At 61.8% G+C, this 15211-nt stretch carries 12 protein-coding genes; 6 read left to right on the forward strand and 6 right to left on the reverse strand.

Annotated elements, in window-relative coordinates:
• Positions 1–115: 115 nt before the first annotated feature.
• Positions 116–739 carry a DnaJ domain-containing protein gene (locus J4721_RS02460; protein WP_014874099.1) on the reverse strand — a complete coding sequence of 208 codons (624 nt, stop codon included), beginning with the start codon at positions 737–739 and terminating at the stop codon, positions 116–118.
• 118 nt (positions 740–857) lie between these two features.
• Here J4721_RS02460 and J4721_RS02465 point away from each other — a divergent pair, with 118 nt between their 5' ends.
• The gene (locus tag J4721_RS02465) at positions 858–1112 is read left to right on the forward strand and encodes a BolA family transcriptional regulator (protein WP_211002034.1); all 255 of its coding nucleotides are present in this window, start codon (positions 858–860) and stop codon (positions 1110–1112) included.
• A 74-nt stretch (positions 1113–1186) separates the two neighbouring features.
• Here the strand turns inward: J4721_RS02465 and J4721_RS02470 are convergent, their stop codons facing one another.
• Both J4721_RS02470 and gatB read right to left on the reverse strand, forming a co-directional pair.
• On the reverse strand, positions 1187–1906 hold the full coding sequence (locus J4721_RS02470; protein WP_211002035.1) for a DUF4177 domain-containing protein: 720 nt from the start codon (positions 1904–1906) through the stop codon (positions 1187–1189).
• 282 nt (positions 1907–2188) lie between these two features.
• Entirely contained in the window at positions 2189–3703 is a 1515-nt protein-coding gene (gene gatB, locus J4721_RS02475) for an Asp-tRNA(Asn)/Glu-tRNA(Gln) amidotransferase subunit GatB (protein ID WP_014879542.1), read from the reverse strand.
• A 232-nt stretch (positions 3704–3935) separates the two neighbouring features.
• Between gatB and J4721_RS02480 the strand changes: the two genes are divergently transcribed.
• Positions 3936–6302: a Tex family protein gene (locus J4721_RS02480; protein ID WP_211002036.1), complete on the forward strand. Its 2367-nt coding sequence runs from the start codon at positions 3936–3938 to the stop codon at positions 6300–6302.
• Positions 6303–6353: 51 nt separating this feature from the next.
• On the opposite strand, the gene J4721_RS02485 is transcribed toward J4721_RS02480, so the two are convergent.
• The 3 genes from J4721_RS02485 to pepN form a co-directional block, all read right to left on the reverse strand.
• The gene (locus J4721_RS02485) at positions 6354–7493 is read right to left on the reverse strand and encodes a hypothetical protein (protein WP_371816054.1); all 1140 of its coding nucleotides are present in this window, start codon (positions 7491–7493) and stop codon (positions 6354–6356) included.
• Positions 7494–7860: 367 nt separating this feature from the next.
• Complete coding sequence (locus J4721_RS02490; protein WP_211002038.1) at positions 7861–8313, reverse strand: hypothetical protein; 453 nt, start codon at positions 8311–8313, stop codon at positions 7861–7863.
• 123 nt (positions 8314–8436) lie between these two features.
• On the reverse strand, positions 8437–11001 hold the full coding sequence (gene pepN / locus J4721_RS02495) for an aminopeptidase N (protein ID WP_211002039.1): 2565 nt from the start codon (positions 10999–11001) through the stop codon (positions 8437–8439).
• Positions 11002–11122: 121 nt separating this feature from the next.
• Between pepN and J4721_RS02500 the strand changes: the two genes are divergently transcribed.
• The 4 genes from J4721_RS02500 to J4721_RS02515 all read left to right on the forward strand — a co-directional run bounded on the left by J4721_RS02500 (position 11123) and on the right by J4721_RS02515 (position 15191).
• Complete coding sequence (locus tag J4721_RS02500; protein ID WP_014874107.1) at positions 11123–11323, forward strand: hypothetical protein; 201 nt, start codon at positions 11123–11125, stop codon at positions 11321–11323.
• A gap of 235 nt (positions 11324–11558) precedes the next feature.
• Positions 11559–13691: a malate synthase G gene (locus J4721_RS02505; RefSeq protein ID WP_211002040.1), complete on the forward strand. Its 2133-nt coding sequence runs from the start codon at positions 11559–11561 to the stop codon at positions 13689–13691.
• Between the two features lie 75 nt (positions 13692–13766).
• A complete protein-coding gene (locus tag J4721_RS02510) occupies positions 13767–14192 on the forward strand; it encodes a heme-binding protein (protein WP_014879548.1) in 426 nt (141 codons plus the stop codon).
• A 219-nt stretch (positions 14193–14411) separates the two neighbouring features.
• Positions 14412–15191, forward strand: a complete 780-nt coding sequence (locus J4721_RS02515) for a gamma-glutamyl-gamma-aminobutyrate hydrolase family protein (RefSeq protein ID WP_211002041.1) — start codon at positions 14412–14414, stop codon at positions 15189–15191.
• Positions 15192–15211 lie beyond the last annotated feature (20 nt).

Below are 15211 nucleotides of genomic sequence, written 5' to 3' on the forward strand. Positions count from 1 at the left end.
CGGCGGATCGGCGAAAACCTGCGGGAGGCGGCGCAGAGGACAAAGAAAAAGCGCCGCTTGCGCGACGCTCTCTGACTTTTTCGAAACGGCAAAGACGCCGGTTGGTGGAAGCGGCTTACTTGAAGCTGCGGCTGTCCTTGATCTGATCCCAGGCCCAGACCACCTCTTGCAGCTGTTCTTCCTGGCTGCGGTCGCCACCGTTCATGTCGGGGTGTAGCACTTTGATCAGCTTCTTATAGGCCTTGCGGATGTCGGCCTTGCTCCAGTCGTCCTTGGCCTCCAGCACCTCAAGCGCGCGACGCTCGGTCGGCGGCAGGCGGCGCCCGGCAGGGGCGGAGCGGCCCGGATTGCGGGTGGCGTTCTGACCCAGCACCTGATGCGGATCCTCAATGCCGAGCCGCGCCCAGGCCCGCGCCTCTGGATCGCCCATGGGTTTGGTCTGGCGTTCCCAGACCTTGTCCTTGGACTGCTGGGCGTTCAACTCAGCCTCTGTGGTGCCTTCAAAGAAGTTCCACTTGTTGTTGTATTCGCGTACGTGCTCCTGGCAGAACCAGAAGAAATCATCCAGCACATCGGGGGCCTTGGGCGCGCGGAATTTGCCGGGCTCATTGCAGCCTTCCTTGTCGCAAACGCGTTGGGAGGTCTCGGACGCGCCGGTGGCGGCCCGCCGCCCGCGGGGGTTCTTTTTCTTCGCTGACCGGATGGACATATCGAAACCAAAGGGATCTGACTTGGTCATGGGGCGCACCTTCTAGACGCAACTGTTCGACTCGGAGGCAGCAGTTTAGTCTAAGGGGCGGCAGATTGAAGGGGGCTGGGAAAATTAATACGGGGATTTTTATGCAGGACACAGCAGAATGAGCATTCGTGATGAGATTGAGGCGCGCCTGCGTGCAGAATTCGCGCCCGACGCACTGCGGGTTGAGGATGAGAGCGATCAACACATTGGCCACGCGGGCCACGACGGGCGCGGCGAGAGCCATTTCAACGTGCATATCCGGGCCGCGGCCTTTGCGGATATGACCCGCGTCGGGCAGCATCGTGCGGTGCATAGGGCGCTCGGCGATATCGTGCCCCGGATCCACGCGCTGGCGCTGGATATCGGCGCCTAGCGCGGCAGGTCAGGCAAAGCCCCGCCTATGTGCCCTTGCGGCAACGTCGGCAGGGAATTCCGGTAAGGGGCTGGTCAGCCCCCTGCCGGATCCTTGGAGGGTTCTTGCGCCTTCGTCAGCTTTGGCTCGGCTTTTGGTGCGGGCTTGGCCGCTGCATCTTTCGGCGTCGCGGCGAGGGTGGCACGGGCCTTCAGGGCGGCAGTGACGCCGGACACCGGGCTCAGTTCTTCAACACCGTCGTCGGCCATCATCGCACGTGCGCCGCGACCGGGAACGGCGATGGCGCCCGCGGGGGCCTCCGGATCACCGGCAATGGCGGTGGGCGGTGCAATTGCGGTGGTGGTCGCCGGACCAAGGGTCGGCACCGTGGCGGTCTCCGGGCGGGTGGCAGCCGGGGGCGCAGCGGTCGCAGATGCGGCATCGCTGTTGTCTTCGGTGATGGCATCTGCGGCGTCGCCGTGCTGGCTGGTTGCCGGGCCTGTGGCGTGAGCGGCGATTTGGGCGCTGATCTGTGCTGCCAGCTGGGCGACGGCGGTGGACTGCGCGTCCTCAGCCGCTGCTGGCCGCGCGCGGCGGAAAATCAGCACATTGCGCCAGTTGGTTGTCGAGCCGGTCAGCCCGCTGCGTTCTTCTGATGGCAGAAGCTCCGCGCGCTGATACTCCCAGCCCTCTGCCGCCATCTCATTGAGAAGAATATCGATGGAATTGGCGAACCGGGCTTCGGCAGTTTTGACCCCCTTGGCCTTGGTGCCCTTGGCGGGGGCGGGAACAACCTTGTACTCAAAAGCTTGCATAAACGTCTCCTGTGTCGGCGGCAGGTTTAGCGCAAGCGTGCGGGGGGTCAAGCGTCCGCGTTCCCCATGGGCGGGGACCTGTCGATAAGAAATCGATCTGCAGTATAACCAAATTATACCGCGCAATTCCAGTTTGATGGCGGTGGTTGCCCTGTGGTGTCACCGCGAAGCGATCAGGGGCGGGTGAATTGCACCCTGAACAGGGAACAAAAAAAAGGGCGCCACCGGGGCGCCCTTTGTCTGATCTGTAATTGGATCTGATCTGCAACCAGCAGACTGCGCTCACTCGCCCAGTTTCTTGGCCACCAGCTCATTCACGGCCTTGGGGTTGGCCTTACCACCGGTGGCTTTCATCACCTGACCTACGAACCAGCCTGCGAGTTTGGGGTTCACCTTGGCTTTTTCGACCTGCGCGGGGTTGGCCGCGATGATCTCGTCCAGTGCGGCCTCGATGGCGCCAGTATCTGTCACCTGCTTCATGCCGCGTTCTTCGACGATCTGGGCCGGGTCGCCACCTTCGGTGTAGACGATCTCAAACAGATCCTTGGCGATCTTACCCGAGATGGCGTCCGAAGAAATCAGGTCGATGATGCCGCCGAGCTGCGCCGGGGAGACCGGGCTGTCGGTGATCTGTTTGTCCTCGTCCTTCTTCAGGCGGCCGAAGAGTTCGTTGATCACCCAGTTGGCGGCCAGCTTGCCGCTGCGGCCCTTGGCGGTTTGCTCAAAGAAGGTGGCCGATTCCACGTCGGCGGTCAGCACCGATGCGTCATAATCAGAGAGGCCGAAATCCTTGATAAAGCGTGCCTTTTTCTCGTCCGGCAGTTCCGGCAGGTTGGCGGCGATATCATCCACCCAGGCTTGTTCGATTTCCAGCGGCAAGAGGTCGGGATCAGGGAAGTAGCGGTAGTCATGCGCTTCTTCCTTGGAGCGCATGGAGCGGGTCTCGCCCTTGTCCGGATCATAAAGCCGGGTTTCCTGATCAATGGTGCCGCCCGCCTCGATGATGGCGATCTGGCGGCGGGCCTCGACGTCGATGGCCTGCTGGATGAAGCGCATGGAGTTCATGTTCTTGATCTCGCAGCGGGTGCCGAGATGCGAGAAATCCTGCGTTTCCTGATACTTCTCATACTGGCCCGGACGGCAGACCGAGACGTTCACGTCGGCGCGCAGGTTGCCGTTCTGCATGTTGCCGTCACAGGTGCCCAGATACTGCATGATCTGGCGCAGCTTGGCGATATAGGCAGCGGCTTCTTCGGGGCCGCGGATATCGGGGCGGGAGACGATTTCCATCAGGCAGACGCCGGTGCGGTTCAGGTCGACAAAGGACATGTTGGGATCCATGTCGTGGATCGACTTGCCCGCGTCCTGCTCCATGTGGATACGCTCCACACGCACGTTGCGCGCGGTGCCGTCACCCAGTTCCACCAGCACTTCGCCTTCGCCCACGATGGGGTGATAGAGCTGGGAAATCTGATAGCCCTGCGGCAGGTCGGGGTAGAAGTAGTTTTTGCGGTCAAAGGCCGACCAGAGGTTGATATCGGCCTTCAGGCCCAGACCCGTGCGCACGGCCTGTTCAACGCAATAGTCGTTGATCACCGGCAGCATGCCGGGCATCGCCGCGTCCACGAAGGCCACGTTGGAGTTCGGCTCAGCGCCGAATTTGGTGGAGGCGCCGGAGAACAGCTTGGCGTTGGAGCTGACCTGGGCATGCACCTCCATGCCGATGACCAGTTCCCAGTCATGCTTGGCGCCCGCGATCACTTTGGGCTTGGGGAGTTCATATGTCAGGTCGAGCATGGTTTTCCGCCGTATCCGAATGTCTATAGTTGGCAAGCGTTCTAGGCGTCTGCGCGGGCAGGGGCAAGACTAGTCCTCTAACTATGGAACTATTTGTGTCCCTAACTGAGCACCTATTTGCGCAGTGACACTCAGGTCAGGCGCGGCCCTTGGCCAGGGGTGAAACATTCCCTTGGCGGGGTCTTCCGGCAAGGATAAGAAAGACCTCCGAGAGTAAGAAGGAGCCGCCGCCTTGGACACATCCGCCCGCATCAGCCAGACCATTGCCACGGAAATCGGGGCCGCCGCCAAACAGGTGAGTGCCGCCGTTGTGCTGCTGGACGAAGGCGCCACCGTACCCTTTGTCGCGCGCTACCGGAAGGAAGCAACAGGCGGCCTGGATGATACCCAGCTGCGCAGGCTGGCGGAGCGGCTGGAGTATCTGCGCGAGCTGGAAAAGCGGCGGGCGGCGATCCTTGAATCCGTGAAATCGCAGGATAAGCTGACCGATGCGCTGGCGACCTCAATCGCCAAGGCAGAGACTAAGGCGCAGCTGGAAGATATCTATCTGCCGTACAAACCCAAGCGGCGCACCAAAGCGATGATTGCCCGCGAATACGGGCTGGAGCCGCTGGCCGACGCCATTCTGGCCGACCGTACCGCCGATCCAGAGGCTCTGGCGCTGGGCTACATCACTGAGGCCGTGGCTACGGCGAAGGACGCGTTGAACGGCGCGCGGGACATCCTGACCGAACGGCTGACGGAGAGCGCCGCTCTTCTGGGCCGGTTGCGAATGTTTCTGCAGAAAGAGGCGGTGGTCACCGCGAAGGTTATCGAAGGGAAGGAACAGGAGGGCGCCAAGTTCTCGGACTATTTCCAGCATACCGAGCGTTGGGCGGATGTGCCCTCGCACCGGGCGCTGGCGATGCTGCGCGGCTCAAACGAGGGCGTGCTGACGCTGGACGTGGGACCGGAGCCGGAAGAGGGTGTTGCCCGGGCCGAAGCCATGGTGGCCGCAGAATTGGGCGCGGGCGGCAACGCACCGGGGGATATCTGGCTGCGGAAGGTTGCGGGCTGGACCTGGCGGGTGAAGCTGTCGTTGTCGATGATGCTGGAACTGATGGGTGATTTGCGCGGCCGGGCGCAGGAGGATGCAATTCAGGTGTTTGCACGCAACCTCAAGGACCTGCTGTTTGCAGCGCCAGCCGGTGCGCGGCCGACTCTCGGGCTGGATCCGGGCATTCGCACCGGCGTCAAGGCGGCGGTGGTTGACGCAACCGGGAAACTGGTGGCCACAGAGACGCTGTACCCGTTTCAGCCGAAGAACGACCTGCGTGGCGCGCAGGTGTCAATTGTGAAGCTGATCGCCGAACACGGCGTGGAGCTGATCGCCATCGGCAACGGCACCGCCAGCCGGGAAACCGAACGGATGGTGGCAGAGGTGCTGAAACATCTGCCCGCCAAGGTGAAAGCGCCGACCAAAGTGGTTGTCTCCGAGGCGGGTGCCTCGGTTTATTCCGCCTCCGAACTGGCGGCGCGGGAGTTTCCGGATCTGGACGTGAGCTTGCGCGGGGCGGTGTCGATCGCCCGGCGTCTGCAGGATCCGCTGGCAGAACTGGTGAAGATCGAACCGAAGAGCATTGGCGTCGGCCAGTACCAGCATGATGTGGACCAGCACAAACTGTCGAAATCACTGGAAGCGGTGATTGAGGATGTGGTGAACGCGGTCGGAGTGGATCTCAACATGGCGTCGGCGCCGCTGCTCTCTCATGTGTCGGGTCTTGGCCCCGGTCTGGCGGAGGCGATTGTGGCGCATCGCGACACGAACGGGGCGTTTGCCTCGCGCAAGGAGCTGCTGAAGGTGGCGCGGCTCGGCCCCAAGGCGTTTGAACAATGCGCCGGTTTCCTGCGCATCCGTGAGGGGAAGGAGCCGTTGGATGCCTCCTCGGTTCATCCCGAAAGCTATGATGTGGCCCGCAAGATCGTGGCGGCCTGCGGGCGCGATATCCGCCAGATCATGGGCGACGGGTCTGCGCTGAAATCCCTGCGAGCGGAGGAGTTTGTGGGCGACGAGGTCGGACTGCCGACGGTGCGCGACATTTTCGAGGAGTTGGAAAAGCCGGGCCGCGATCCGCGCCCGTCCTTTGTGACGGCGTCCTTCAAGGACGGAGTGGAGACGATCACCGACCTGAAGCCGGGGATGGTGCTGGAGGGCACGGTGACCAATGTCGCGGCTTTTGGCGCCTTTGTGGATATTGGCGTGCATCAGGACGGTCTGGTGCATGTGAGCCAGCTGGCCGACAGGTTTGTGAAAGACCCGCATGAGGTGGTGAAAACCGGTCAGGTGGTCAAGGTCACGGTCACCGAGGTGGATGTGCCGCGTAAGCGGATCGCGCTGACCATGAAGAAGGACGGCGGGGCCTCTGCCAAAGAAGAGCGCACTGCGCGCGGGCCGGCCAAGGGGGCAGCCACGCGACAGGGTGGCAAGCCTGCCTCAGGTCGTGGCAAGGGCACAGGTCAAAACGCGCGTCAAAACTCTGGCCAGAACAGAGGTCAAAATACGGGTCAAAGTACTGGCGCGCTGGGGGCCGCCCTGATGGATGCCTTCAAGAAGCGATAACAGAGCACGGGATCGAGTATGAGGCCAGCGCAGGCGCGTGAAGCGCCTGTCCTAGTTTGAGGTGACCCGCAGACCCTTGGCGGAGAATTCCACCCGCTGGCCAGCTTCGATTTCGTGGCGGAACAGTTTCGCGATAAAGGCCAGCGCATCCTTGCGCCCATGATCGGCAAAGCGGCGCGGTGAGGCGATGCGCAGGTTGTTGTCGAACCGCTGTGCGGCGTGGGCCCAGATCAGGGGATGGATTTCGCGCAGATGGTCGCGGATCAGCCACTCCGCCGCCTCCACGATTTCAGCGCGCTGCGGGGTGCCCTTGGCGGCGGTTTCCTCGCTATAGCGCAGGGCCACGGCGCAATAGGAGGCAAGAAGGTTGATCATCTCCTGATCCGGGCGGCGGGCCACGATATCGCGCAGACCATCCATGAAGAAATCGATATCGACACGGGCGCAGGCCTCCGGGTCCAGTGCGATGGCATCGAAATAGACCCAGGCATAGGCGCCGTGGCCCCATGTGGCCTCAGTGCGGGCGGCCGTACGGCGGGCCTCCAGTTCGAGTGCGGTATAGTCGCCGAACCAGCGCGGCAGCATATGGGTGCCCAGACTGCGCATGTGGCGGTGATTGTCGGGATCAAGATCAATCAGGGCTGCAAAATCATCGGCGACCTGCGTGGTGCCGGCAGAGCGTTGCCCGGCCAGAAGGGCGGTTTTGGCGGCGGCAATGAAGGGGCTGTTGAGCGCAATGCCGTCCAGCGGGTGCAACAGAGCGGCGGCCCGGTCGAAATGAGCCGCACAGCGCTGACCGTTCGCGACGGTGATCGCTAAGACATCGGAATAGCCCCGCCAGATCCATGCCACATCAATATGGGCAAGGGCCACCAAGGTGCGCAGATAAGGATCGTCGCGATGCTCGACGCACATGGCCTCCAGCCCCATGACCCCTTCGATCATCTTGCGCCGGTCTGCTGCGTGGCCAAGGCTCAGCGCGTGTTCGACGGCATTGACCACATCGCTGCGGGCGCCATGGGCCAGCAGTTCGGCGACGGGAAGGCCATGTGGCGTGTTGCGTCGCGCCTTATCCGCCTCTGCGATCCGGGAGGAGAGGTCCCCCCAGCGATCCTGGCGGGCGAGAAATTGCCCCTGATCCTGTAGCGCGGCACAGTCGCTGCCGGAGTGCGCGGGATCGCAAATTGGCACGATCAGCTGCTCAGTTGATTGCCCGACAGGGCTGCCATGGCAATGCCGCTTGGATGCGCTGTCGTGAACCGTCGTTGGCTTTGCTAAGGGCACGGGGTGCCCGTTTGCGGTCTGGACTGTCGTTGCGCGCCCGTCGCCGGGTAGAAATGTCGCAAAAACCTGTTTGATAAGATCGCGCGCTGGGGTGTTTTTGTTGAGCATATCTATGTCCGCGTGCTGGCAGCTTAAATCACTGGAAACAAACTGACCCGGCTTTGGGGCGCAATCATGGCGGGAGCGCGCCATTGCAGAGAACGATTGGGATATTCCAGTGGCAGGTTAACGGGCGTTAAGAATTGAGTTGGCAGCGGGGCCGCCGCTCAGAACGCTAGAAAATCTGGAAATGATGTCGCTCAACCCGAAGACCGGCTGCGCTCAGCGCCTGCTCAAAACCTTGGTGGGGTGGCAGGCAATCCGGCGGAATACGCAGGCGTTTGCCATTGTCCGTGTGAACCGTGGCGCGATGGGAGAAATCCCATCGCCTGTCGAGCCTGATGTGGCTGATCCGACCCAAAGGGATATCTGTGCTGCCGGAAGTGGCGTTGCGCCAGCTGAGGCCCTCGTTGTCCAGCGCCAGCACAGCGGTCGGGTTGCGCCATAGATCCCACAGGCCGGGGAGCAGGGGCAGTGCCAGAACCACAGTGATCCAGACGGCTGCGGAGACATAAAGGGATATGGTCAGGATACCGGCGGCCCATAGGGCAAGCGCCATGACAAGGTGTGGTGTGCGGGCGGCCCGGCTGTAGCGATAGACCGCTGGGGAGGCGTCGCCGTCAGGCATCTGCCACGCCTATGGCGACATGGTGGTGGTAGAAATCAGGCCGCCAGCAGAGCGGCACAATTTCAGGACCTGTCGAGGTGAACGGGCAGCCTGGCCGCCCGTTCTTTATGCGTATGGCAGGCGTCACCCCTGCAGGATCCGGCTGACCATTTCATGGGTGTCACGGCTCAGCCCCTCTGTCGCGAGAATGCGTTCCAGCTCAACCCGGATCAACGCCTGTCGGGCACTGTCGTAGCGTTTCCAGGTCTGGAAGGCCGCGCACATCCGCGCGGTGGTCTGCGGGTTGAGGCTGTCCAGCGCGATCAGATTTTCGGCCAGCAACTGATAGCCCGCGCCGCTGGCATGGTGGAAGCCCGCGTGATTGCCTGCGAGCGCGCCCATGACGGCGCGGAAGCGGTTGGGGTTCTTCATGTCAAACAGGGTATGACGGGTCAGATCCATCGCGACCTTCGCCGCTGCGTCCGGGGCCGCACAGGCCACCTGCAGCGCGAACCATTTGTCCATCACCAGACGGTCATTCTGCCATTGGTCGAAGAAGGCCTGGCTTTGCTTCTCACCATTCTCCGCCTTCATCAGTGCGGCCAGCGCCGCATATTGCTGGGTCATATTGTCGGCGGCCTGATACTGGCGTGCGGCCTGTTCGCCGCCATCAAGCCGGGTCAGCAGGGACAGTATACGACCGTTCAGCGCCCGCAGACCGGCACCATTGGCATCGGGCTGGTATGGGCCATCAACGGTGGTCGCCGCATACAGCCGGGGCAGGCTGATTTCCAACTGCTGGGCCAGGGTCTGGGCGAAAGTTTCTGCCGCGTCGTAAATCTTCTGCGGATCGGGGGTGACACCCCGGTCGTGCAGAGTTTGGGCGATCTCGGACTGGCTGGGGGGCGATAGCACCAGCGCGCGGAAGGCCGGATCAAGCGTATCATCGCGCACCAGTTTTTCCAGCGCATCAAGATAAGCGCCGTCGGGCGCGGCACCCTCGGTCACCATGGTGACGCGGGTTTCGGTGGCCAGCGCATTGCCCGCCTCCCAGCGGTTGAAGGGATCGGTGTCATGCGCCAGCAGGAAGGCGCGCTCTGCGTTTGTGGTCTTGCGCTCCAGGATCACTGGGGCCGAAAACTCGCGCAGGATGGAGGGCACCGGTTTCGAGGCGAGGCCGTCAAAGGTGAAGCTCTGCTTGGCTTCGGTCAGCTCCAGCACTTCTGTGGCGCGCAGCTCATCGCCGTTGGCAGCGAGCAGCCCCACCGCGAGGGGAATGACACGAGGGGCCTTGTCAGGCTGACCGGGGGTGGGTGGCGTCGATTGCTCAAAGGTGAGGGTATAGCTGCCGTCAGCAAAATCCTCAGAGACCTGCACCCGCGGGGTGCCCGCCTGACTGTACCAGAGTTTGAACTGGCTCAGATCGCGCCCGGTGGCGTCTTCAAACACCCTCAACCAGTCCTCAATGGTGCAGGCCTGACCGTCGTGCCGATCAAAGTAGAGATCCAGCGCCTTGTCGTAGTTGTCGTCGCCCACCAGTCGCTTGAGCATGCCAATCACTTCGGCACCTTTCTCGTAAACGGTGGCGGTGTAGAAGTTGTTGATCTCTTGGAACTGTTCCGGGCGCGGCGGATGGGCGAGGGGGCCGTTATCCTCCGGGAACTGGCGGGCGCGCAGGGCAATCACATCCTCAATCCGCTTCACCGGCTCGGAGCGCATGTCCGCAGTGAACTGGGCATCACGGAAAACGGTCAGACCTTCCTTGAGGCACAGCTGGAACCAGTCGCGGCAGGTGATCCGGTTGCCGGTCCAGTTGTGGAAATACTCATGGGCGATGATCGCCTCAATTCGTTCGAAATTGGCATCCGTGGAGGTCTCGGGCGAGGCCAGAACGCAGGAGGAGTTGAAGATGTTCAGCCCCTTGTTTTCCATCGCGCCCATGTTGAAGTCATCCACCGCCACGATGTTGAAGATATCCAGATCGTATTCGCGGCCATAGACATCCTCGTCCCATTTCATCGACTTCTTCAGGGCTTCCATGCCAAAGGCGCATTTGCCCTCATCCCCCGGACGGACCCAGATGTTCAGCTCGACATCCTTGCCGGACCGGGTGGTGAAGCGGTCGGGGTGGTTCACCAGATCGCCGGCCACCAGCGCAAAGAGATAGGCCGGTTTCGGCCAGGGGTCGTGCCACTCCGCCCAACCCTCCCCCGAACCGGTGGGGTTGCCATTGGACAGAAGGACCGTTTCATCGCCCTCAATCCGGACCGAGAAGGTCGACATCACATCGGGGCGGTCGGGGTAATAGGTGATCTTGCGAAAACCCTCGGCCTCACATTGGGTGCAATACATGCCACTGGACATATAAAGCCCCTCCAGCGCGGTATTGGCGGCGGGGTCGATCTCCACCTCTGCTTCCCAGGTGAAGGGGGTATCGGGTGTGTCGCAGATGAGGCCACCCGCGATCAGCTCGGGCGTTACAGGGGCACCGTCGATCTTGGCGGAGATGAGTTTCAGTGCTTCACCGTGCAGGAAGAACCGCGGATCGGCAGCGTTGTCCTTGGGGGAAAAGCGGATCTTGCTCAGCACGCGGGTCGAATTCGGCGCCAGTTTGAACGTCAGCTCGACCGTCTCCACCTCAAATCCGAAGGGTTTGTAATCCTTCAGATAAAATGTCTCCGGTGCGGTGGCGGGTGCGGCATCTTTCATGGTTTTTTCCTGTTCCATGGAACCCGGGCGGGTCGGTCAGCGTATCTATTACAAGCCTGTGTACCAGCGGCTGCGGCCCCGCGCCAGCAACCGCGCAAACTTGTAGACAAAGGAGCGGCCCATGTCGGCACCTGACACTAATGTTGAACGCGAAGAGAAGCTGCACAAACCGGCCCTGCTGGGGATCCGGGGGGTCGTCGTGGCTGTGCTGCTGATGTTCGCCGTGTTCCTGCTTTGGGTTTTCAACAAGGGCGGCGAGCAGGATGTCGTTGAAACGCCGCAAACGGCTGCCGAGGTGCAGGCGACCATCGCGGACAACTGATCCAAATCCCCCGAATATTTGAAATTCCTCCCCGGCTGGACCCGGCAGCGCTCTGCCGGGTTTTTTCGTTTGCCGGGATGGTGGAGCGGGGCATAGGTGATGAGCTACATCTATAAGGGATATTTGAAGCAGCTTCGCGATAATTGGTAAACTAATATTACCACCAGCGTTGCCGATAGGAAACTTTTGGTGTATCCGGGACGACAACACGCGCATTTATTAGGAGGATCACCCCATGAGCGGGATGCAGGAACGTCATGATATGCAGGTGGCCGACACGCTGGTGTCCTTCATCGAAGACAAGGCTTTGCCCGGCACTGGTGTGACAGCGGATGCGTTCTGGGCCGGTCTGGCTGGTCTGGTCAATGGCATGGGGGATGAAAACCGTGCCCTTCTGGCAAAACGTGCCGATCTGCAGGGGCAGATTGACGCCTGGCATATCGAACGCAGAGGGCAGGCCCATGACGCCACCGCCTATGAGGCGTTTCTGCGCGATATCGACTACCTGCTGCCCGAGGGCGATGACTTTGAGATCGAGACGCAGAATGTTGACGATGAAATCGCCAATGTTCCGGGGCCGCAGCTGGTGGTTCCGATCACCAACGCGCGGTTTGCATTGAATGCGGCCAATGCGCGTTGGGGCAGCCTCTATGATGCGCTTTATGGCACCGATGCCATGGGCGATCTGCCTGAGGGCAAGGGCTATGATGCCGGGCGCGGCGCGCGGGTGATCGCCTGGGGCCGTGGGTTCCTTGATCAGACTTTTCCGCTGGCGGAGGGCTCGTGGAACGATTGTGCCGGCCTGTCGCTGGAGGGCGGCGCGCTGGTGCCTGCGCTCAAAGACGCCGCGCAGTTTGCGGGCTATGAAGGCGATGCCGCCACGCCGGGTAAGATCCTGTTGAAGAACAATGGCCTGCACGCGGTGATTGTCGTGGATGCCAACGGGAATATCGGCAAGGGCGATCAGGCGGGGATCAATGATATCGTCCTCGAGTCCGCGCTCTCGACCATCATGGATTGCGAAGATTCCGTGGCCTGCGTCGATGGTGAGGACAAGGTTACTGCCTATGCGAACTGGCTGGGCCTGATGAAACGGGACCTTGCTGAAGAGGTGACGAAGGGCGGCGAAACCTTCACTCGCGTGCTGAACAACGATCAAGCCTTCACCGCGCCGGATGGGTCTGATCTGGTGCTGAAGGGCCGTTCACTGCTGCTGGTGCGCAACGTGGGCCATCTGATGACCAACCCCGCCGTTCGCGACAGCGCCGGGCGCGAGGCAGGCGAGGGCTTCATTGATGCGATGACCACCGTTCTCTGCGCGATGCATGATCTTCAGGCTGAGGGTGGCAACTCGCTGCATGGCTCGGTCTATGTGGTGAAGCCCAAGATGCACGGGCCCGAAGAGGTTGCCTTTACCGATCGGATTTTCGCCCATGTCGAAGACGCGCTTGGCCTGCCGCGTCATACTGTGAAGATCGGTATCATGGACGAAGAGCGTCGCACCTCGGTGAACCTCAAATCCTGCATCCGCGCTGCGAAATACCGGGTTGCCTTCATTAATACAGGCTTCCTTGACCGGACCGGCGACGAGATCCACACCTCGATGGAGGCGGGTGCGATGATGCGCAAGGGCGAGATGAAAGCGACGCCCTGGATTGCGTCCTACGAGGATCGCAATGTCGATATTGGTCTGGCCTGTGGTCTGAAAGGACGCGCTCAGATCGGCAAGGGCATGTGGGCGATGCCGGACCGTATGGGCGAGATGCTGGAAGCGAAGATCGGTCATCCGAAGTCCGGTGCGACCTGTGCCTGGGTGCCGTCGCCAACCGCCGCGACGCTGCACGCGACGCATTACCATCGCGTGAATGTCCACGAGGTCCAGGACCAGCTGAAAGCGGGCGGCGCGCGGGGCACGCTGGATGATCTGCTGACAATTCCGGTGATGCAGGGCGAGAACCTGTCGGATGCGGAGATCGCGCAGGAGATCGAGAACAACGCACAGGGCATTCTGGGCTATGTGGTGCGCTGGGTTGATCAGGGCGTGGGGTGCTCCAAGGTGCCTGACATTCACAATGTCGGCCTGATGGAAGACCGTGCGACTTGCCGGATTTCCAGTCAGGCGCTGGCCAACTGGTTGCATCATGGCATCGTGGACGAAACACAGGTCATGGCCGCGATGCAGAAAATGGCGGCGGTTGTTGATCAGCAGAATGCAGGCGATTCAAGCTATACGCCGATGGCACCGGGCTTTGATGGTATTGCCTTTCAGGCGGCCTGCGATCTGGTGTTCCGCGGCCGTATCCAGCCCTCCGGCTATACCGAGCCGGTGCTGCATGCGCGCCGCCTTGAACTGAAGGCGCAAGGCTAAAGAAGACAGATGGGGTCGGGCGCTGTGCCCGGCCCCTTTTTTTCGAACCTACCAAAGCATATCAAGGACACCGAAATGACCCTTACATTGGATCAGGCCCGCAGCATCATCGAACATACCCGGGCGAAGGGCCGCGAGATGGCGCTTAAGCCGTTGTCGGTGGTCGTTCTGGACGCGGGCGGCCATGTGCTCGCGTTTGAACGTGAAGATGGCGCTGCACCGGGCCGCTTTGCGATTGCGCATGGCAAGGCTTACGGCGCGGTGATGCTGGGCATGGCGGGCACGGCCCAGATGGCACGTGCCGAGCAACAAGCCTATTTCATGGCTGCGGTGAACGGCGTCTATGGCGGGCAGGTTATCCCGGTTCCGGGCGGAGTGTTGCTGCGCAGCGAGGCGGGTGCTGTGATCGGCGCGGTCGGTGTTACTGGTGATACCTCTGACAATGATGCGGAGGCCGCGATGGCGGGAATCCGGGCAACCGGGCTTAGCGGCGAGGCGTGATCGGTTCGCCCGGCGCCAAGCGAAGCCGGGCGGGTCGCCAGTCCCCCAAAAAACGAAAGCTGCGGAAAGTTGCGGCGCATATGCAGCTTTTTACGGAATGACGGCGGGTTGCGCCCCTTAGGGGAATTGCAACCCGCCGCAGCGTGGCTGTAGGATTGTCCCGACCCGGTCGTGCCCTTGCAAGGTGCAAGGGCCGATGCCCAAATCGTTGAGGACAGAATGACACGCCCCAAAGTCGGCATTATTGGCAACTCCTACCTGATCAACGACGAATACCCCGCCCATGCCGGGGGGACCATGAACTCCGAGGCGGTGGCCGAGGTTGCGGGCTGTATGCCACTGCTGATCCCATCCGATCCACGGTTCCTGTCGGTTGAGGAGTTGCTGGAGAGTTTCGACGGCTTCCTGTTGACCGGCGGGCGTCCCAATGTGCATCCAAATGAATATGGTGAGGCGGAAACCGATGCGCATGGGGCCTTTGACCGGGCGCGTGATGCCATCGCGCTGCCGCTGGTGCGCGCCTGCGTGGAGCGGGGTCAGCCATTTCTGGGCATTTGTCGCGGTTTTCAAGAGGTGAATGTGGCTATGGGTGGCACGCTTTATCCGGAGATCCGTGACCTGCCAGGGCGCATGAACCACCGGATGCCGCCGGATGGCACGCTGGAAGAGAAATTCGCCATGCGCCACATTGTGGAACTGACCGAGGGCGGTGTGTTCCACCATCTGTTCGGCGCGGCAGAGGTGATGACCAACTCGCTGCATGGGCAGGGGATCAAGGCGCCGGGAAGCCGGATCGTGATTGACGGAACTGCGCCTGATGGCACGCCTGAGGCCATTTATGTGAAGGACGCCCCCGGTTTTACCCTTGCGGTGCAATGGCACCCGGAATGGGACGCCGCCAATGATCCGGTGTCGCGGCCTTTGTTCACCGCTTTTGGAGACGCAGTGCGTGACTGGGCCGAGGGTGCGGGCAGACCGGCCCAACGGAAATCAGCCTGAGGCGTCCGACCTTTGAATAC

It is taken from the genome of Phaeobacter sp. HS011, assembly GCF_018101215.1.
Lineage (GTDB): Bacteria > Pseudomonadota > Alphaproteobacteria > Rhodobacterales > Rhodobacteraceae > Phaeobacter > Phaeobacter inhibens.